Source organism: Bradyrhizobium cajani (assembly GCF_009759665.1).
Taxonomy (GTDB): domain Bacteria; phylum Pseudomonadota; class Alphaproteobacteria; order Rhizobiales; family Xanthobacteraceae; genus Bradyrhizobium; species Bradyrhizobium cajani.
Genome location: NZ_WQNE01000034.1, coordinates 43637 through 62160, shown reverse-complemented (window position 1 = coordinate 62160; position 18524 = coordinate 43637). Strand labels below are relative to the sequence as shown.

15 protein-coding genes are annotated in these 18524 nt (G+C 66.3%); 5 read left to right on the top strand and 10 right to left on the bottom strand.

Features of this window, described 5'->3' with window-relative positions; translation table 11 throughout:
- The first annotated feature begins 12 nt into the window (after positions 1 to 12).
- Positions 13 to 711 (top strand): DUF1045 domain-containing protein, encoded by a 699-nt coding sequence (locus GPL20_RS31000; RefSeq protein ID WP_157334897.1) that lies wholly within the window; start codon positions 13 to 15, stop codon positions 709 to 711.
- A 157-nt stretch (positions 712 to 868) separates the two neighbouring features.
- Here GPL20_RS31000 and GPL20_RS30995 read toward each other — a convergent pair whose 3' ends face one another.
- From GPL20_RS30995 to GPL20_RS30965, 7 genes are all read right to left on the bottom strand, one after another.
- Positions 869 to 1462, bottom strand: a complete 594-nt coding sequence (locus GPL20_RS30995; RefSeq protein ID WP_157334895.1) for a hypothetical protein — start codon at positions 1460 to 1462, stop codon at positions 869 to 871.
- 83 nt (positions 1463 to 1545) lie between these two features.
- A complete protein-coding gene (locus tag GPL20_RS30990; protein ID WP_157334893.1) occupies positions 1546 to 2946 on the bottom strand; it encodes a selenium-binding protein SBP56-related protein in 1401 nt (466 codons plus the stop codon).
- Between the two features lie 424 nt (positions 2947 to 3370).
- Entirely contained in the window at positions 3371 to 4309 is a 939-nt protein-coding gene (locus tag GPL20_RS30985; RefSeq protein ID WP_157334891.1) for a dihydrodipicolinate synthase family protein, read from the bottom strand.
- Between the two features lie 130 nt (positions 4310 to 4439).
- Positions 4440 to 6521 (bottom strand): methyl-accepting chemotaxis protein, encoded by a 2082-nt coding sequence (locus GPL20_RS30980; RefSeq protein ID WP_157334889.1) that lies wholly within the window; start codon positions 6519 to 6521, stop codon positions 4440 to 4442.
- Positions 6522 to 6641: 120 nt separating this feature from the next.
- Positions 6642 to 7412 (bottom strand): enoyl-CoA hydratase, encoded by a 771-nt coding sequence (locus GPL20_RS30975; RefSeq protein ID WP_157334887.1) that lies wholly within the window; start codon positions 7410 to 7412, stop codon positions 6642 to 6644.
- Entirely contained in the window at positions 7409 to 7858 is a 450-nt protein-coding gene (locus GPL20_RS30970) for a MarR family winged helix-turn-helix transcriptional regulator (protein WP_157334884.1), read from the bottom strand. Before GPL20_RS30970 ends, GPL20_RS30975 begins: the two co-directional genes overlap by 4 nt.
- A 48-nt stretch (positions 7859 to 7906) precedes the next feature.
- Positions 7907 to 9577 (bottom strand): tannase/feruloyl esterase family alpha/beta hydrolase, encoded by a 1671-nt coding sequence (locus GPL20_RS30965; RefSeq protein ID WP_157334882.1) that lies wholly within the window; start codon positions 9575 to 9577, stop codon positions 7907 to 7909.
- A gap of 289 nt (positions 9578 to 9866) precedes the next feature.
- Between GPL20_RS30965 and GPL20_RS30960 the strand changes: the two genes are divergently transcribed.
- From GPL20_RS30960 to GPL20_RS30945, 4 genes are all read left to right on the top strand, one after another.
- A complete protein-coding gene (locus tag GPL20_RS30960) occupies positions 9867 to 10925 on the top strand; it encodes a toxic anion resistance protein (RefSeq protein ID WP_254125652.1) in 1059 nt (352 codons plus the stop codon).
- A 66-nt stretch (positions 10926 to 10991) separates the two neighbouring features.
- Entirely contained in the window at positions 10992 to 12581 is a 1590-nt protein-coding gene (locus GPL20_RS30955) for a vWA domain-containing protein (RefSeq protein ID WP_157334880.1), read from the top strand.
- The gene (locus tag GPL20_RS30950; protein ID WP_157334878.1) at positions 12582 to 13238 is read left to right on the top strand and encodes a 5-bromo-4-chloroindolyl phosphate hydrolysis family protein; all 657 of its coding nucleotides are present in this window, start codon (positions 12582 to 12584) and stop codon (positions 13236 to 13238) included.
- Positions 13238 to 14347 carry a hypothetical protein gene (locus tag GPL20_RS30945; RefSeq protein ID WP_157334876.1) on the top strand — a complete coding sequence of 370 codons (1110 nt, stop codon included), beginning with the start codon at positions 13238 to 13240 and terminating at the stop codon, positions 14345 to 14347. The genes GPL20_RS30950 and GPL20_RS30945 overlap by 1 nt, the downstream gene beginning before the upstream one ends.
- Before the next feature lie 17 nt (positions 14348 to 14364).
- Here the strand turns inward: GPL20_RS30945 and GPL20_RS30940 are convergent, their stop codons facing one another.
- The 3 genes from GPL20_RS30940 to serA form a co-directional block, all read right to left on the bottom strand.
- The gene (locus GPL20_RS30940; RefSeq protein ID WP_157334874.1) at positions 14365 to 15819 is read right to left on the bottom strand and encodes a GntP family permease; all 1455 of its coding nucleotides are present in this window, start codon (positions 15817 to 15819) and stop codon (positions 14365 to 14367) included.
- Between the two features lie 3 nt (positions 15820 to 15822).
- Complete coding sequence (locus tag GPL20_RS30935) at positions 15823 to 16842, bottom strand: patatin-like phospholipase family protein (RefSeq protein WP_157334872.1); 1020 nt, start codon at positions 16840 to 16842, stop codon at positions 15823 to 15825.
- Positions 16843 to 17053: 211 nt separating this feature from the next.
- Positions 17054 to 18298, bottom strand: a complete 1245-nt coding sequence (gene serA, locus GPL20_RS30930) for a phosphoglycerate dehydrogenase (protein WP_157334869.1) — start codon at positions 18296 to 18298, stop codon at positions 17054 to 17056.
- Between the last annotated feature and the right edge of the window lie 226 nt (positions 18299 to 18524).

Below are 18524 nucleotides of genomic sequence, written 5' to 3'. Positions count from 1 at the left end.
TATGCTCGGACGATGACAGGTTTTCCCCGCTACGCGATCTATTTTGCCGCCGGCGCCGACAGCGCGCTCTCCCGCTTCGGCGCCGAGCTGCTCGGCTACGATGCCTACACCGGCAACGAGCTGCCGTTCCCGGAAGAGGCGCTGCACGTTGCACCGGACTGGCGCGACGTCAGCGCCGATCCCCGCAAATACGGCTTTCACGCCACCCTGAAGGCGCCGATGACGCTGGCGCCTGGCCGGACGGAGGCCGAGCTCGCAGCCGCCTGCGCGGCATTCGCCGGGAAGGCGCGGCGGATTCCGGCGATTCGTCCGGTCGTCGATTCCATCAGCGGCTTCATTGCCGTGATTCCGGCCGAGCCGGTCGATGCGCCCCAACAGCTCGCCGCCGATTGCGTCCGCGATTTCGACTCGTTCCGTGCGGCGCTGACGACGGAGGACCGCGAGCGGCGCAAGCCCGAGAAGCTGAGCGAACGGCAACGCGATTATCTCGACCGCTGGGGCTACCCTTATGTGATGGAAGAATTCCGCTTCCACATGACGCTAACTGGGCGGCTGGACGCGGAGCGACGCGGCCCGATTCTGGAGATGCTGCGGGCGAAATTTGCCGCGCTCAAACTTGATACTCTCGCGATCGATCGCATCGCGCTGTTCCGGCAGGACAACGCGGCCTCCCGCTTCCGCATCATCGGCGAGTGGGCGCTAGCAAAATAATCGCCACATCCTCCGTCATTGCGAGGAGCGAAGCGACGAAGCAATCCAGACTGTTTCCACGGAGAAAGTCTGGATTGCTTCGCGGAGCCTGTCATCGGGCCGCGCTACGCGCGGACCCGTTGGCTCGCAATGACGGCGGTGGGACAGACATCCGGGCTCAACGCCAGCTCGCAAGATTGAAGCCGAGCGCCACGACGCCGACCAGAACGAGGCTGGTCGCCCAGACTGCATCCAGATTGAACCAGCTTCGCGAGACGAACCTCAATCCCAGATGGCGGTAGACCAGCCATGCCAGACATCCGCCGGCGCTGACCATGGCGGTCACGTGCACCAGGGACACCAGCACCGCCATCCCGAGGCTTGCCTTCATCAGCGTGCCCGCCGCCTCGTGGCCGGCATCGAGCTCGAAGGCCTGGCAGATCCCGAGATAGATCGGCACGAGCATCAAGGCGGCGCCGTGAGCAATGGCAACCGCGAACGACCAGAGCGCCAATTGCGTCGGCGGAATTCGTGCCAGCGCGCGGGGATGGCGCCGCACGATCAACCGATAGACGCCGAAGCCGATGACGAGAAGGCTCGCGACCAGCTGGATCGAACGCTGCCATTCGGCCAGCACGAGCAGAAAGGCGAATGGCAGCAGCACGAGAAGGGTTGCCAGCAGATGCCCGGCCGACAGGGCCCACAACGCACCGAAGAGCGCGCGTGGGCTCTTGTCCATGAGCCCGGCCGAAACGGCGAGCGGCCATCCCATCCCCGGATTGACCCCGTGGTAGAGACCGCTCGCAACAAGCGCGAGCCAGAGCCAGCCAAGCGCCGGGCTCGCGTGCCCCCAATCTAGACCGACGGGTAGCAAAAAGAGTCCGTCGAACAGTCGCCGCCCTCGAGCCTGATCTGGTGCGCACGATATCCGTCGGGGAAGCTCACGAAATAATCCTTGTCGAGCTCGAGACCGCCGTTGCGACCGACATTGGCCATGACCTTCACGCCCGGAACCCCGTCGGGATAGAACTGGTCGTCCCAGGTGGAATAGAGCGAATTGGTCCAGTACACCCGCTTGCCGTCGCGGCTGATCTCGACCATCTGCGGACCGGCCGCAAAGGCCTTGCCATTTGGATGCGGCGTGCGGCGCGCGATGCCGCCGATGTGGACGGAGCCCGCAAGCTTCGGCTTGCGCGGATCACTGACGTCGTACTGGCGCATTTCACCCGTGCCCCAGCACGAGACATAGAGAAACCGGTCATCCATCGACAGGTCGATGTCGGTCACCAGCGGCGGCACGGCGCCAAATCCCTGGAGCAGCGGCGGGAGCTTCTCCTTGGGCGCGGGCTCGGGCGGGATCGTCGCCGTCTTCTCCGCATGGAATTTCCCGCCTTCGCGCCACCAGGTCCAGATCGATGCTTCGAGGTTGGTGGTGTCGACCACAACGCCGACGAAGCCATGTTCGCGAACCGGATCGTGCGCGGGCCGCACCTCCAGCGCCATCTGGTGATTGGCGCCGAGGTCGATGGTTTGCACGTTGCGCCGGGCGCGAAGATCCCAGAAGTGGAGACGATGGCCGTATTTGTTCGACAGCAGATCTTCCGGGACGATCCCGTTCTCGAACTGCGGCGGCAAGGCCCATTCGCTCGTCACCATGTAATCGCGCGGCAGATTCCACCAGAAGTCATAATGCAGTGTCTGCGGGCCACGGTCGATCTCCCATCGTCCAAGGACCTCGAACGTCTCGCAATCCATGATGAAGACGCCTGGAGGTCCGTCGGTGCCGTCCTTGCCGCCGCCGCCCAGCGTGCTCACATAGATGCCGTCCGGCCCGCAATGGATGGTGTGCGGCCGCGAGTAGCCGGTCTTCCTGAAGACTTCCTCGGGCTCGATGATCTTGTGAATCTTCGCTTTGGTCGGATCGGGCTTGGTATCGATGATGTAGATCCGCGACGAGCGCAGCCCGGGGATGATGAGATAGCGCCGCTCGATGAAGGCGTGCCCGGCGAGCGGTGACAACGCGGAGGAGCAGGCATTCCAGCCGAAGTGATGAAACTCGTCGCCCTTGTTGGGCATCGTCACGGTGTGGACGATCTGGCTATAGGTCGGCGATCCCGGCTTGACGTCGATGACCGCGAGAGCATCCGGCTTTGAGAAATCCGGACTGAGCAGCAAGGTGTAGGCGAAGTTCTCCGCAGGTGCTTCCATCGCAAGCTTGGGCGATGCGTGAAAGGTGGGATCCGGCCTCATCGTCATGGCACTGCCTCCCTGTTCTGTCGGTTCGCGCCAACCTGGCTCGGGATAACGGCATAATGAAGAGGTGTTAGGCGATGTCTCGAGACTGCTCCGCAGGACCTGGTTGGCCAGCGTACGATACTTGATCGCCGGGCCGGGGGAAACCGGCGGAATCGCGTTAATTCGACGCCTTCAGCCAGAGGCAAGCCGGCGGGATAGGCGGGACACTCGTACGCCCCACTCAGTGTCGTCCCTGCGAACGCAGGGACCTATAGCCACAGGGAGGGGTTGTGGTGCGAACTGCCAACTCCGAGTCTTCGCCAAGCTTCTCCCCGTGGCTATCGCGACGAGCGCGAGCGCTCGCGCGGAGGTCCCGGATCGGCGCGCGCTTGGGCGCGCTTGTCCGGGACGACAGCGGAGATGCAGCAGCGGAGCGAGTAGAGACCTACTTGCCCCACCGCAGCGCCAGCGCGTCGCGCTCCTTTGCGAGCTCGAGCAACCCTGCCCGCGTGGCCGGATGCAGCGGCTGCAAGGGATGGCGCACGGCGTCCGACTTGATCACGCCGCCGGCCTGCATCATGACCTTGCAGGCGCTCAGGCCGCATTGGCGGTTCTCATAGTTGATCAGCGGCAGCCAGCGTTCGTAGGCGGCTTTCGCCTCCTCGCGCTTGCCCGCGAAATAGGGATCGATGATCTGGCGGATGCCGTCCGGATAGCCGCCGCCGGTCATTGCGCCGGTGGCGCCGGCGTCGAGATCGGCGAGCAGCGTGATCGCCTCCTCGCCATCCCAGGGACCCTCGATGTCGCTGCCGCCGGCCTCGATCAGGCTGCGGAGCTTTGCGGCGGCGAAGGGCACCTCGATCTTGAAATAACGGATGTTGGAGAACTCGCGCGCCAGCCGCGCGAGCAGCTCGACCGAGAGCGGCGTGCCGGCCACCGGCGCATCCTGGATCATGACGGGAATGTCGATCGCCTCCGAGAGCACCTTGAAGAATTCGACGATCCCCTTCTCGGGCACCCGGAAGGTCGCACCGTGATAGGGCGGCATGACCATCACCATGGCGGCGCCGGCCGCTTCGGCCTGCTTGCTGCGCGCGGCACAAACGGCCGAGCTGAAATGGGTGGTGGTGACGATCACGGGAACCCGTCCCGCGACATGCTCCAGCACCGCATGCATCACGGTCTCGCGCTCGGCATCGGTGAGCACGAACTGCTCGGAGAAATTGGCGAGAATGCAGATGCCGTTCGAGCCGGCATCGATCATGAAATCGATGCAGCGGCGCTGACCCTCGAGATCCAGCCCGCCGCGCTCGTCGAAGATGGTGGGTGCGACCGGGAACACGCCGCGGTAGGGGCGCTGGGCCTTGTTTTGGGTGACCGGCATTGAACTCTCCATCCCTGATATCCTGCGCATCTGCCGCGGGGCTCACCTAGCGCGGCGCGACAGATGTACCCGCCGCGAGGACCGGCAGCAATGCCGATCACGCAGGGTCGGGATTAAAGAGTGATCGGAGCTACGCGGTCTTCACGGCACCGAGGAAGCCTTCGACCGCAACGCGGAGACGGTCGGTGTCGGCCGACATCTTCTTGACCGACTCGGAGAGCACCGTACCGGCGTTGCCGGTCTCCTGGTTGAGCTTGGCGACGCTGCCGATGGTGTCGGTGACCTCGCGGGTGCCCTGCGCGGCCTGCTGGAAATTGCGCGAAATCTCGGTGGTGGCCGCGCGCTGCTGCTCGACGGCCGCAGCGATCGCGGTCATCTTCTCGTCGATGCCGCTGATGGCGCCGCCGATCGAGCGGATCGCGGCGACCGCCTGTCCCGTCGCGCCCTGGATCTCCTCGACCTGGCGCGAGATCTCTTCGGTCGCGGTTGCGGTCTGGGCCGCGAGGCTCTTGACCTCGCCGGCGACCACGGCGAAGCCGCGGCCGGCTTCGCCGGCACGCGCGGCCTCGATGGTGGCGTTCAATGCCAGAAGGTTGGTCTGGCCCGCAATCGCGTTGATCATCTTCACGACCTCGCCGATGCGGCTCGCGGTCTGATCGAGGATCTCGACCGTCGCGTTGGTCTGCTCGGCCTGCGCAACAGCCTCACGCGCCTCGCGCGCGCTGGACTGCACCTGGGCGGAGATCTCGCCGACGGAGGCAGAGAGTTCCTCGGTTGCGGCGGCGATGGTCTCGAGATTGTTGGTGGCCTGCTCGGCGGCGGCGGAGACCGCCGCGGTCTGGCTGCTCGATTCCGAGACCAGCGAGCGCACGTCGCTCGCGGTGGCATCGAGCTCCCTCGCCGACGCCGCGACGCCCTGGATGACGGCTTGCACGGTGTCGTCGAAACCGCGGCACGCGGCATCGACAGTGCCGGAGCGGGCGAGCTGAAGCGCCTGCTGCGATTCGCGTTCCTGGCCCAGGCGTTCCGCGGTCGCCGCGCTCTCGCGCAGGCTTTCGAGCGCGGCGGCCATGGTGCCGAACTCGTCGGGATGCCGGGATTGCGGAACCGGCGTCGCATAGTCGCGGGCGCTGATGCGGGCAATGGCGTCGAGAATGGCGCGCACCGGGCGGACGAAGCGGTTGCGCACCACGAACACGCCGGCCAGGGTCACGGCGAGCGCGACAAGGAACGCGACCGACTGCACGATGAGATTGGTGAGGGCTTTCTCCTGAACGGTCTCGGCACGCGCGATCGACTGGTCGAGGGCCTTGTTCGCGACCGCGACGATGGACGCGAAGGGCGACTGGCACAGCGTGTTCCATTCCGAGGCGGGCATCGCGGGACGGCCGCTGCCGTCGAAATTCCTGGTGAGTTCGCCGATCTGCTTGAGGACGCCATCGGTCTTGGCGCGCGCCTCTTTCGCCGCGTTGGCCAGTTCCGCCGTCACGTCGGGCGCGGCCAGCAGCTCGTCCATGCCGGTCCAGCCGGCGGTGACGATGCCGTTCCAGCCGGCCACGGTCTGTTTCTGGGTCTCGTCGAGCGGCTTCGATGTGTTGACGTTCGGACGCAGCGTCGAGCACTGGATGCCGTAACGGTCGCGCACCTGCCAGGCGAGACGGCGGGTCTGGATCATGCGGGCAATGAAGGGATCGTTCATCCAGGCGCGGTTCGACACCGCGGTGGACGCCAGATTGGCCGTATCGATCACCTTGGTGACGGCGTCGTACCAGGCGCCGGTGCGCTCCGTCTTGCGCTCGGCGCGCGGCAGCTTCGCCTCGTCGTAGAACAGCTGAAACTTCGGCGCGGCTTCGCTCCAGCGCTGCTTGAGCGTGCTCGCGAGCTCATCGCGCCGGGCAAATTCGACGGTCGAGAGCGCCGCGACGATGGCATCAAAGCCGGCCTGTTCGGCCTTCTCGGCTGCGCCGAGCCTGGCGCGCGGATCGTCCTCGCCGAGCAGCGCGCTCTGGGCGTCGCCGCGGTTGTTGCGCAAGGCCAGGACGCCATGGAAGATCGCCTTGTCGGCGGCGGCCAGCCGGGCCGTTTCGAGGCTGTCACTGTAGCGGCCGAACGCCCCGACCATCTGGATCGCCGTGCTGGTCAGTGCGCCGACGGCAAGAAGCGCCATCAACACCAGGAGCAGCGTGCTTACCGATTTCTTAAAAATTGCCATGGGTCAGGAGGCCTACGCTTCAATGAAGGCCACCTTGCATCGCGACGTGCCAATGTTTGGTTAAGACTTTAATCAATACCTGCGGTTGTGCGTGCCGCGCTCCCGAAGGGCCGCGTCTCCTCACGCGACCTTGGTAAAATCCGGCGGTCGACGCTCGGCAAAAGCGGTGAACGCCTCGCGGGCCTCCGCCGTGCGCAGGCGCTGCGCGAACTGCTCGCCTTCGGCCTGCATCTGCGCGACCAGCGCCTCGCCGCTGCGCATCAGCCGCTTGGTCGCGATCAGCGCGCCGGCCGGCTGGCGGGCCAGACGCTGGGCGAGTGCGAGCGCCTCGGCATCGAGCTTGTCGAGCGGCACCACGCGGTTGGCGAGCCCCCATTCCAGCGCAGACTTCGCCGGGACGGTCTCGCCGAGCGCGAACATCTCGTAGGCGCGGGCATGGCCGATGCGCGCCGGCATCAGCAGGCTGGAGGCGGCTTCCGGCACCAGCGCGAGGCTGACGAAGGGCGTCGACAATTGCGCATTGTCGGCGAGCACGACAAGATCGCAATGCAGCAGCATCGTGGTGCCGACGCCGACCGCGCGGCCTTGCACGGCCGCGACCAGCGGCCGGGTGCAACGCGCCAGCGACTGGATGAAGCGCACGACGTTGCGGCTTCCTTCCGACTTGCCCGCTGCGACCGCGGCGAACTCGCCGACATCGTTGCCGGCGGTGAACATGTCGCCTTCGCCGCGGATCAGGATCACGCGCGCGGACGGATCGAACTCGGCGGATTCGATTGCATCGGCGAGCTTGCCGTACATCGCATCCGTCAGCGCGTTCTTCTTGTCGGGACGCGCCAATGTCAGCGTGAGAATCCCGCCATTGTTCTCGATCCGGACATGCTGGGTCATTCGTCTGCTCCTCTCGGGAATTTGTCCTGAATGCTCGTCAGCCAGCGCGCGACGATGTCGATCTCCGCGCTGGTGAACCCTTCCGTCAGCGCCGCATTGACTTCCGCCGCATTGGCTTTCGCCTGCGCCAGCGCCGTCCGACCCTTTGGCGTCAACCAGATCCGCCAGGCGCGCCCGTCCTCGCGGTCGGCCCGCCGCTCGATCAGTCTGGCGGCGGCCGTGCGGTCGACGAGGCCGGAAATGCCGGCCGGCCCAAGATCGAGTGCCGCGCCCGCCTCGCCCATCAACACACCATCCTGCTTGCCGAGGATGAACAACAGCCCGGCCTGCGCCGGCGTCACCTCGCTCTCGGGCCGCGCCGCCATCCAGCGCTGCAACCGGCGCTGCGCGACGCTCAGCAGGTAGACCAGCCGGTGACGCGTCCCTGCGGCGGATTTATTTCGCATGCGAAATATATAGTCGGGCGCGGGGCGGTTGTCAAACGAGCGGTTTCGCTACGGCGCGCAAGTAAAGCTCGACGCATCCGTCACCGGCCCGCTCTTGTAATGCGGCCACGCAGGCCAGCGGCACAGCGGCAGCGCGCGCAGCGTCGCGAATGCGGGCGCTTCGACCTTCTGCTCGGCGACTTCGAGATCGCCGGGCGCCTTGCCCTTCTCGACCCAGTCGACCAGCGCGCTCAGCATGTCGACATTGGCGGGCGCGCCGGAGCCGACATGATCGACGCCGGGCGCGGTGTAGAGCCGCGCGAACTCCGCGGTCTCGGCCTTGCCGAGCTTGCGTTCGACGCTCTCGAAATAGCGGATGCCGGCATAGGGGCTCTGCGCATAATCGGCCATGTGCTCGAGCATGATCAGCCGGCCGCCGCGGGCGCGGAAGCGGCTGAGATCGGGATCGGTCGAATCCATCAGCTTCGAGACCTCGAGCAGCCGCGCCTTGTGCTCCTCCACCTTGTAGGTGGTGACATCGAGCTTGGGATCGCGTGCGAATACATATTGGATGCCGCCGGCGCCATAGATCCAGGCGATGCCGTTGTTGGGCGCAGGCGGCTGCGCCGGCGGCGCAGTGCCGAGCCACCAGGCGACCCAGCCGCCGGTCGGGCCGACCGCCGGCGTGTCCTCGCCGGAGACGCCCCAGCCCGGATAATCGTCGAGACCGTTGGCGAGCGCGAACGGAAATTTGTAGGCCCCGTGCAGCGTATTCACGGCCTTGATCTGCGCCTCGGTGAGGCACTGGTCGCCCGTCTTTCCGCCCGCGCAGCCGAGCGTCTCGACCTTGAACGTTGCCTTGCAGGCCACGGGGTTCTGCACCAGCGCATCATCGGAGCCATCGGCCTTGTCGCAGGCCGCGCGCACCGCCTCGGCGACCAGCTTCACCTGGGCCGGATTGATCCAGCCGTCACCCTTGGTCGCAAGCCCCGAGCGCGTGCCGGCATGCTGCAGGCCCACCCAGTTGATGACGGGCACGCGGGCGAAGATGCCGTCGAAATCATCAGGGTAACGCTGCGCCATGGTGAGGCCTTCGCGGCCTCCCTCGGACGAACCCATGAAGTACATCTTCTCCGGCTTCTTGCCGTAGGCGCGCTCCATCAGCGTGACGGCGGCATCGCGCACCTTCTTGTAGGCGCGATGGGCGAAATTCTCGAAGGCTTCGTCGTTCAGCGCGAACACCTGCGGCGGCTCGCCCTGCTTGGTCTCGTGGCCGGAATCGGTGCCGTAGGTGACGAAGCCGCGCGCGAGCGGCGCCGGCCTGTCGAAGGGATAGGCCGGCGGCAGCGCCAGGCCCGTGATCAGCACGCCATTGAAACCGCCGCCGCCATACTGCACCGAACGCCCGTTCCACTCGACCGGGAGGTTGACCTGGAATTTGATCGGCGGCGCCTTGGGATCGGTGGGGTCGATATGGCCGAGCACCTTGCAGAAGGCGGGATTGGCCGGCGTGATGCGGCCTGACGGCGTCGGCCCGCGTTCGGCAACGGCGAGTTGCGACGGCGCGAGCAGCGTCGCGGCATCGATCTTCACCGCATCCGTGCCGCCGACAAGGCTCTTGCACACGGTATCGGCATCATCGGTCAGCGTCGCCGCCGATGCGGTGCTCGCGCCGATAGCGGCCACGACACCCAACAGCCACGCATACGGCCTCGCAATCCTACGCACCATAGTTTCCATCCCCTGTTATCGTTCAGCCGACAGGCCAGCCAATTCAAGGCAACTGATCGCCGGCCGTCAATCGTCGCGGCCGGCGCAGCCGCCGCCATCAACGAAAAACCGCGCCCGGCGCGTGGTCGGTACCCGCAAGAATTTGAACCTAATGTGAAATTTTGTCCCAGCGCCGAACGCGCACAGCCCTTCCGCCGACCAAGTCCAAAGGCTGTCATCAACTTGTCATGCGAGCTGGAGTTATCTGCCTGTCCGGTCGGCATGCTATTATGACCGAGGCAACAACAAGGAGCGAGTGGTGAGCGAAACCATCAATGTCCCGGCGCTTGCGACGGATGCCTCGGCGGTCGCACGCATCAAGTCCGAGATCGACATTTCGGATCGCTCGCGCCTCGTCACCTTCGGCGAGCGCGCCCAGCGCTCGGTGGTCGAGTTCGCCGACCGTATCCTTGCCCAGACCCAGAATCGCGAACTCGGCGCGACCGGCAAGCTCTTGACGGATATCCTCGGCAAGGCGCGCGGGCTCGATCCGGCCGATCTCAAGGACAAGGGCTTTCTCGCCCGCCTGTTCTCGTCGGCGGAGGCGCGGCTGCGCCGCTTCACCGAGCAGTTCAACGACGTCGCCTCGCAGATCGACCGCGTCTGCGTCGAGCTCGACCGCAACAAGGAGGTTCTGCGCCGCGACATCGCGCTGCTCGACGATCTCTACGAACAGACCCGCGGCGCGCTCGGCCAGCTCGATACCCACATCGCCGCCGGCAAGGCGTTCACCGAGGAGTTCCGCGGCGGCAAGCTGATCGAGATGGAGCGGAGCACGAAGGCGCAAGCCGCGGGCAGCGACGCAATGCTCGCCGCGCAGACCTATCAGGACGCGCTCCAGGCGCTCGACCGGCTCGAGAAGCGCGTCTTCTATCTGCAACAGGCGCGCCAGATCGGCATCCAGCAGCTGCCGCAGATCCGCATCGTCCAGTCCGGCGACGAAACGCTGATCGAGAATTTGCAGGCCACCACCGAGCTCACGATTCCCGTCTGGAAGCAGAAGATGATCCTGCTGCTCGGCCTGAACCGGCAGAAGTCGGCGCTGGAGCTGCAAAAGACCGTCACCGACGCGACCAACGAGATGATGCGCCAGGCATCCGAGATGATGAAGACCCAAGCGATCGAGATCGAGAAGCAATCGCAACGCGGCATCGTCGACATCCAGACCCTGGAAAAGGCCAACCGGGATCTGATCGACACCATCTCCGGCGTGCTCACGGTGCAGGAACAGGGCCGCACCAAACGCGCCGAAATCGAGCAGCGAATGGCGCAACTGACGGACGAGTTGAAGTCCGCGATATCGAAGGCGGCTCCCTAGATGCGCGCCATGTAACGGTTTCTCCATGAAGCTTCCGCATAAGGGCTGTTGCATGAAGGCTCGCGCATGAGAACTCTTCGCTTCCTGCGGCGCCCGCTGGCGCTGCTCGCGGCAGCGCCGTTGATTGCCATGCTGCTGTCGGGCTGCGGCGGGCCGGGGCCGCAATTCACCATCCTCTCGGGCTCGGAAAACGACGTCCTCGAGCCGCTGGTGCAGGAGTTCTGCAAGTCCCGCAACGCGACCTGCACCATGCGCTATCAGGGCTCGCTCGACATCGCCCTGGCCCTCAAGGCCGGCGATCCCGGCGCCGACGCGGTCTGGCCCGCCGCCTCGATCTGGATCGACATGTTCGACACCACGCGGCGCGTGAAGATGGTCAAGTCGATCGTGCAGATGCCGGTGATCCTCGGCGTGCGCCGCGCCAAGGCGCAGGAACTCGGCTGGATCGGCGCCAAGGTGACCGCCAAGGACATCCTCGCGGCCGTCGAGGGCGGCAAGCTCAAATTCCTGATGACGTCGGCGACGCAGTCGAACTCGGGAGCTGCGGCCTATCTCGCGATGCTGGCGGCCGGCATCGGCAAGCCCGACCTGATCGAGGCCGGCGATCTCGACAAGCCCGAAGTGCTGGCGACGGCGCGAGGACTGCTGAAGGGGGTCGAGCGCAGCGCAGGCTCGAGCGGCTGGCTCGCCGACCTCTACCGCGACGGCGAGCGCAGCGGCGCGCATTACCAGGCGATCTGGAATTATGAAGCGGTCATCAAGGAAACCAACGACAAGCTGATCGCCGAGAAGCACGAGCCGCTCTACGCGATCTACCCCGCCGACGGCGTGGCGATCGCCGATTCGCCGCTCGGCTTCGTCGACCGCGGCCGCGGCAAGGACGTCGAAGGCTTCTTCGCCGACCTCCAGGCGTTCCTGCTCGGCAACGATGCCCAGGCGAAGATCGCCAGGACCGGCCGCCGCGTCGAGATCGGCCGCGCCACGCCGCTTCCCCCCGATCCCAGGACAAATCTGGATCCGTCGCGGTCACTGACCATCATCCGTCCGCCCGAGCCCGCGGTGATTCAGAAGGCGCTCCTGATCTATCAGGAAGCGCTGCGGCGGCCTTCCTTGACTGCGCTCTGCCTCGACGTCTCCGGCAGCATGCAGGGCGCCGGCGAAACGCAGCTACGCGATGCCATGCGCTTCCTGCTCACGCCCGCGCGTACGCGTGAAGTGCTGGTGCAATGGACCAAGTCGGATCAGATTCTCGTCCTGCCGTTCAGCGATCACATCCTCTGGACGGCCCGCGCCAGCGGCGACGAGAACGAGCAGACCGGCCTGCTCGCACGCGCGCTGGAATTGCGCGCCAGCGGCGGCACCGACTTCTACACCTGCGGCGCACAGGCGCTTGCGGCCATGAAGACCCATCTCGACGACGGACGGCATCTGCCGGCCATCGTCATCATGACCGATGGCAAGAGCCAGGGATCGATGTCGACCTTCGAGACTGCCTGGCGTGCGGACGGCCGTCGCGTGCCGGTGTTCGGCGTGACGTTCGGCAGCGAGGTCGATCGCACCCAACTCGACAATCTGGCAAAGCTGACCGGAGGGCGCGTGTTCGACGGCAGCAAGAGCCTCACCGACGCGTTCCGCGCCGTACGAGGATACAACTGAATGGCAGGAACGCCGTCCGGACTTGGCTGGATCGCGGGTGGGATGGCAGCCGCGGCACTGCTGCCGTCGCTCGCGATCGGTCTCGGCATGCCGTTCTGGATCGCGCTCGGGATCAGCGCGCTCGCCGGCGGCGGCATCATCGTGGCGCTGGCGCCGAGGAGCCGGTTCGCCGCGCTGGAAGCCAGCGGCGTGGCACGCGGCAAGATCGAGTTCGCAAACGAGCTCCTGGCCGAAGCCGAGCCGCTCGCCGAACGCATGGAGTATACCGCATCGGCCATCCGGACCCGCGCCGTGGCCGACCGCATCCGTCATCTGGTGACGATCGCCCGCGACATCTTCGCCGCGATCGAGCGCGATCCGCTGCGGCTCGACCGGGTGCGCCGATTTCTGACCTACTATCTGCCGCGCGCGGCCGAGATCGCCGAAGCCTACCGGGCGCTGGAGAAGAGCTCCGTACCCGACACCGCGCGGCTGGCCGCCGCGGGCGAGATGATCGACCGGCTCGACGGCGCCTTCACCCGCTATGCCGCCAACCTCCAGGACGCCGACCTCGACAAGCTGGACATCGAGCTGAAGCTGTTGAAAAGCTCGCTCGACGAGGACATCGGCCCGACGCCACCCGCGGCGCCGATCGAGACCAAGAGAGGAACCTCCTGATGGCCATCTCGCGCCGTGCCTTCGGCATCGGCCTCGTCGCCGCGAGCGCGGCGGCGACTGGCGGCTATGTTTATTTGCGCGAGCATCCCGAGATCGCCGGCCGCTTCGGCGAAGCGAAGCGGCTGTCCGGCTTTGCCGGCGGCGAGAAAGAGGGCTTTCTCGCCAATGCCCGCGTGAAGAGCGTGCTGGAACGCCGCTTCGGGCTGATCCTCGACGGCCGCCGCGCGGGCTCGGTCGAAATGGTCCGCGAGCGCGCGCTGCTGGACCAGAAGCCGCAATTCCTGTGGCCGTCCTCGTCGGTGCTGGTCGAGGTCGCCCGGGCTTCCGGCGTCAAGATCTCGCGCGACCAGGTGATCTTCAACTCGCCGATCGTGCTTTATTCCTGGGACAGGATCGCCGAAGGCCTGGTGAAGGGTGGCATCGCCCAGCCCGCCGGCGGGCCGCGCTATACGGTGGACCTGTCGAAACTGCTCAAGGCCATCATCGCCGGCGAGAACTGGTCGGCAATCGGCGTCGCCGACCTGTTCGGGCGCGCCCGCGTAGTTTGCACCGATCCGAACAAGTCCAACTCCGGTTTCATGTTCGCCGGCCTTGCGGCGAGCCTTCTGTCCGGCGACGTCGTGATGCCTGACACGCTGAGCAGGATCGACGGTGACGTCGCCACCGTGTTCCGCCGCATGGGCTTCAAGCCGCCGTCCTCGGGCAAGCTGTTCGACGATTATGTCGCCGGCGGCGCGGGCGCACAGCCGCTGATCGTCGGCTACGAGAATCAGCTGGTCGAATGGGTGCTCCAGGATGCGGAGCGCTGGAAGCGCCTCGAGGCCAATGCGCCGGCCAAGCCCGTCATCCTCTATCCGCAGCCGACGGTGTTCTCGGCCCATCCGCTGATCAGCATCGAGCGCCAGGCCGACGACCTCATCGATGCCCTGACGAGCGAGAGCCTGCTCGAAATGGCCTGGGAGGACCATGGCTTCCGCGGCCCGCTCGGCACCATCGGCAAGGCGCGCAATGCGCTGTTGCAGTCGCGCCTGCTCGAACGGATCGACGCCGTGCTGCCGATGCCCGACGCACCGGTCATGCTGGCTCTGCTCGACCGGCTCGCCGCCTAGGCAACCGGCACGTTCGTTCAGAACGAGCCGAACGCGCTTCCCAGAGCGATCACGGCCACCAGCGCCAGGAGCGACGTCACGATGCCCACCATCGCGATATCGAAATAGCTGTCGCGATGCGTCAGGCCGCAGATCGCGAGCAGGCTGACCACCGCACCATTGTGCGGCAGGATATCCAGCGTTCCCGAGCCGATCACCGCGACGCGATGCATCAACGCGAGGTCGATGCCGGCCCGCTCGGCGAGCTCGACATAGGTCTGGCCGAGGGCATCGAGGGCGATGGTCAGTCCGCCTGACGCCGACCCGGTCAGGGCGGCGAGAATGTTGGTCGAGACTGCAAGCGAGACCAGCGGACCGCCTTCGATCGCGAGCACCCAGTCGCGCACGACGATGAATCCCGGCAGCGAGGCGACGACCGCACCGAAGCCGACGAGACTGGCGACGCTGAATGCAGGCAGGACCGACGCATTGGCCCCCGCGTCCATGGTCTGCCGCAATGCCGGCAGGCGCGTCCAGTTCAGCGCGATGGTGGTGGCGATGGCCGCAGCCAGCGCGACCGCGACCGACCACACGCCCGCGACCGCGGCGAGCGACGTGCTGCCAAAGCGCTGCTCGGCGAGATAGGAGACATCGAGGCGCGGCAGGACGAGGAGCGACATCATGAGATTGACCGCGACGACGACGGCCAGCGGCAGGATCGCGGTCACCACAGGCGCCGGCGCGCTGCTGCGCTGCCCGTGCTTCATCTCCGCCGGATCGAACTCCCGCGCCGTCGTCGCCCGTTCGCGCACGAGCTCGTCGGCGGCTGCGCGCTCGGTCATATCCTCGACGTCATCGCCATAGCCCTCCCCGGCGAGCCGGGCGGCGGCTTCGGCGCGTCGCAGCCACCACAATCCCGCGCCGAGCATGATGAGGGAGGCGATGATGCCGAGGCCCGGCGCGGCAAACGGTGTCGTGCCGAAAAACGGCATCGGGATCGCATTCTGGATCGACGGCGTGCCCGGTAGCGCCGACATGGTGAAGGTCGACGTCCCCAGCACGATTGCAGGCGGGATCAGGCGGCGCGGGATTGCCGCGGCACGAAACAGCGAACGGGCCATCGGGACGATGACGAAGAACGCGACGAACAGGCTGACGCCGCCATAGGTGACCAGCGCACCAGCCAGCACCACCGCAAGGACCACGCGGCGTTCGCCAAGGCGCTCGGCCATGAAGGCGGCAACCGACGTGACCGCGCCGCTGTCGTCCATCAGCTTGCCGAAGACGGCGCCAAGCAGGAAGATCAGGAAGAACTGCGCCAGAAATCCGGCTGCATTCACCATGAAGACCTGGGTGAGGTTGGCAAGCAGCGGCTCGCCGCCGAACAGCGCAGCCACGAGTGCGGCGAACGGCGCGAGCAGGAGCACGCTCCACCCGCGAAACGCAAACAGGACGAGCAGGCCGAGGCCGACGAGGAGGCCGAGAAGACCCATGCCTCAGCACTCCGACAGGAGCACGTCGAGATCGGCCGTCGATTGCCTGCCGATATCCGCTCCATGCTCGCCGAGAAACGCCTCCGCGGCGAGGCGTCCCTCGGCACGCAGCATCGAGATGAACTCCCACTCCGCGTTGAGCTTGGACGACGCGCCGAACTTCGCCAGCATGTCGCTCTTGATCCGATGCGTCCGCATCTTCGCCCAGCGCGCCCCCTCGCCGCTGCCGGGATCGGCGGCCTGGCGCAGCAGCGCGATCATGCGCAGCTCCTTCATCAGCGGCGAGTTGAAGGAGATCTCGTTGAGCCGGTTGAGGATCTCCGCGGCCGTCCGCGGCTCCTCCAGGCGCTCCGTCGGATTGATCTGGACCAGAATGGTGTCGTGCGCGTCGCTTTCGCGGACCAGCGGCGTGATCGTCGGATTGCCGGCGAAGCCGCCGTCCCAATAAGGCTCGCCGTCGATCTCGACGGCGCGGAACATGGTCGGCAGGCAGGCCGATGCGAGCAGAACGTCGGCCGTGATCTCCGCATTGCGGAAGATGCGTCCACGCCCGGTTCGCACCCGCGTCGCGGTGATGAACAGCATGATCGGCGAGCGCGCCAGCCGCTCGAAGTCGATGCTCTCTGCGAGCACCGCGCGCAGCGGGTTGTAGCCAACTGGATTGAGATCGTAGGGCGAGAGCACCCGCGACATCAGGTCGGTGAAGATGTAGAAGGGCGATGTATCGAGCGTCCAACGTCCCATCAGCCGGTCGAGCGGCGAGCGCTGGAGCGGACTGAATGCCGCGGCCTTCGAGACACGGCGCCAATATTGTGCAAGCGCCTCACGCGCGCCCTCGGCGCCGCCGGCCGTCCAGCCGTCCGCCAGCACCGCTGCATTCATCGCGCCTGCCGACGTTCCGGAGATCGCGGCAATGGTGAGCCACTTTTCCTCCAGCAGGCGATCAAGCACGCCCCAGGCGAAGGCGCCGTGCGAACCGCCGCCCTGAAGTGCAAGATCGATCAGCACGGCGTCCCGTTCCATCGCGGCACCGACGCAACTGAAGCTCAAATTCGACGCGATTTGTAACACGCCGAGGATGACGACAGTGTAGAGAGCCGCGGCCGATCATTGCAACCAGAACGTGGGTGCCTAGAGCGTTTTCGAGCGAAGTGGATACCGGTTCGCGTGAAGAAAACGCGTCAAAACAAGAATCTAGAGCTTCGGTTCTGATTCAATCAGAACCGATAATGCTCTAGTGCTCGAATACCAGCCTTGCGCCGACCGTGCCTTCGAGGCTGCGGATCTGCTGGAGCAGGGTTCCGGAATCCTCGCCGCCGAGGTCGGCATCGAGCACGACGTAGCCGAGGTCGCCGGCGGTCTCCAGATATTGCGCGGCGATGTTGATGTCGCGCTGGAGGAAGACCTCGTTCAGCCGCCGCAGCATGCCCGGCACGTTGCGATGGACGTGGCTGAAGCGCGCGCCGGAGGGGCGCAGATGCAGCTGCACCTCCGGGAAGTTCACCGCCCCCATGGTCGAGCCGGTGATGAAATAGTCGACCAGCTTGCGCGCCACCTCGCCGCCGATCCGCTCCTGCGCCTCCTCGGTCGAGCCGCCGATATGCGGGGTGAGGATGACGTTCTCGAGACCCTGCACCGGGCTGTTGAAGCGATCCGCGTTCGAGGACGGCTCGATCGGGAACACGTCGATGGCCGCACCGGCGAGATGGCCGTCGCGCAAGGCGCGCGCCAGCGCATCGAGATCGACCACGGTGCCGCGGCTGTTGTTGATCAGGAACGAGCCCGGCTTCATCGCCCGCAGCTCCTGCTCGCCGATCATGCCGGCGGTCTCCGGCGTCTCCGGCACGTGCAGGCTGACGACGTCGCTCTGCGCCAGCAGCTCCTCCAGTTTCTCGACCGGTTCGGTGTTGCCGTGGCGGAGCTTGTCGGTGCGATCGAAATAGATCACGCGCATGCCCATGGCTTCGGCCAGCGTCGAGAGCTGCGAGCCGATATTGCCGTAGCCGACGATGCCGAGCGTGCGGCCGCGCACCTCGCGGCTGCCGGTCGCCGACTTGTCCCAGCCGCCCTCATGCGCCGACACCGAGCGCGGAAAGATCCGCCGCAGCAGCATCACGATTTCGCCGATCACGAGCTCGGCGACGCTGCGCGTGTTGGAGAACGGCGCATTGAACACGGGAATGCCGCGCTTGCGCGCCGCCAAGAGATCGACCTGGTTGGTGCCGACGCTGAAGCAGCCGACCGCGAGGAGCTGGTCGGCGGCCCCAAGCACCTCATCGGTGATCTGGGTGCGCGAGCGGATGCCGAGCAGCGACACGCCCTTGAGCGCCCGCCGCAGATCCTCGCCGTCGAGCGCTTTGGTCAGCCGCTCGACATTGGTGAAGCCCGCGCTCCTGAACAGGTCCACGGCGCTGTCATTGACGCCTTCAAGCAGCAGCGCCTTCGCGTTCCGCTCGGGGGATTGGCCTGAGGCTGACATGGTGTCTCCGTAAGTGGCAGCTTTGCCCGCAGCTCATAGACCGCGGACGACGCGCAGCACAATAGGGCTTGGATACGGGGAGAAGATGGCGCCTCCCTCCACGCTTGTATCAGCAACTCCGTCATCCTGAGGCGCGAGCTCTGCGGTGCGAATGCACCGCAGGGTGAGCCTCGAAGGATGAACGGCCCAGCCGGGCCGTCGCCCTTCGAGGGCCGCTAAGAAGCGG

Coding starts and splice junctions, on each gene's coding strand:
- GPL20_RS31000 (WP_157334897.1), top strand. CDS start 13: ATGACAGGTTTTCCCCGCTACGCGATCTATTTTGCCGCCGGCGCCGAC.
- GPL20_RS30995 (WP_157334895.1), bottom strand. CDS start 1,462: ATGGGATGGCCGCTCGCCGTTTCGGCCGGGCTCATGGACAAGAGCCCA.
- GPL20_RS30990 (WP_157334893.1), bottom strand. CDS start 2,946: ATGACGATGAGGCCGGATCCCACCTTTCACGCATCGCCCAAGCTTGCG.
- GPL20_RS30985 (WP_157334891.1), bottom strand. CDS start 4,309: ATGCCGGTCACCCAAAACAAGGCCCAGCGCCCCTACCGCGGCGTGTTC.
- GPL20_RS30980 (WP_157334889.1), bottom strand. CDS start 6,521: ATGGCAATTTTTAAGAAATCGGTAAGCACGCTGCTCCTGGTGTTGATG.
- GPL20_RS30975 (WP_157334887.1), bottom strand. CDS start 7,412: ATGACCCAGCATGTCCGGATCGAGAACAATGGCGGGATTCTCACGCTG.
- GPL20_RS30970 (WP_157334884.1), bottom strand. CDS start 7,858: ATGCGAAATAAATCCGCCGCAGGGACGCGTCACCGGCTGGTCTACCTG.
- GPL20_RS30965 (WP_157334882.1), bottom strand. CDS start 9,577: ATGGAAACTATGGTGCGTAGGATTGCGAGGCCGTATGCGTGGCTGTTG.
- GPL20_RS30955 (WP_157334880.1), top strand. CDS start 10,992: ATGAGAACTCTTCGCTTCCTGCGGCGCCCGCTGGCGCTGCTCGCGGCA.
- GPL20_RS30950 (WP_157334878.1), top strand. CDS start 12,582: ATGGCAGGAACGCCGTCCGGACTTGGCTGGATCGCGGGTGGGATGGCA.
- GPL20_RS30945 (WP_157334876.1), top strand. CDS start 13,238: ATGGCCATCTCGCGCCGTGCCTTCGGCATCGGCCTCGTCGCCGCGAGC.
- GPL20_RS30940 (WP_157334874.1), bottom strand. CDS start 15,819: ATGGGTCTTCTCGGCCTCCTCGTCGGCCTCGGCCTGCTCGTCCTGTTT.
- GPL20_RS30935 (WP_157334872.1), bottom strand. CDS start 16,842: ATGGAACGGGACGCCGTGCTGATCGATCTTGCACTTCAGGGCGGCGGT.
- serA (WP_157334869.1), bottom strand. CDS start 18,298: ATGTCAGCCTCAGGCCAATCCCCCGAGCGGAACGCGAAGGCGCTGCTG.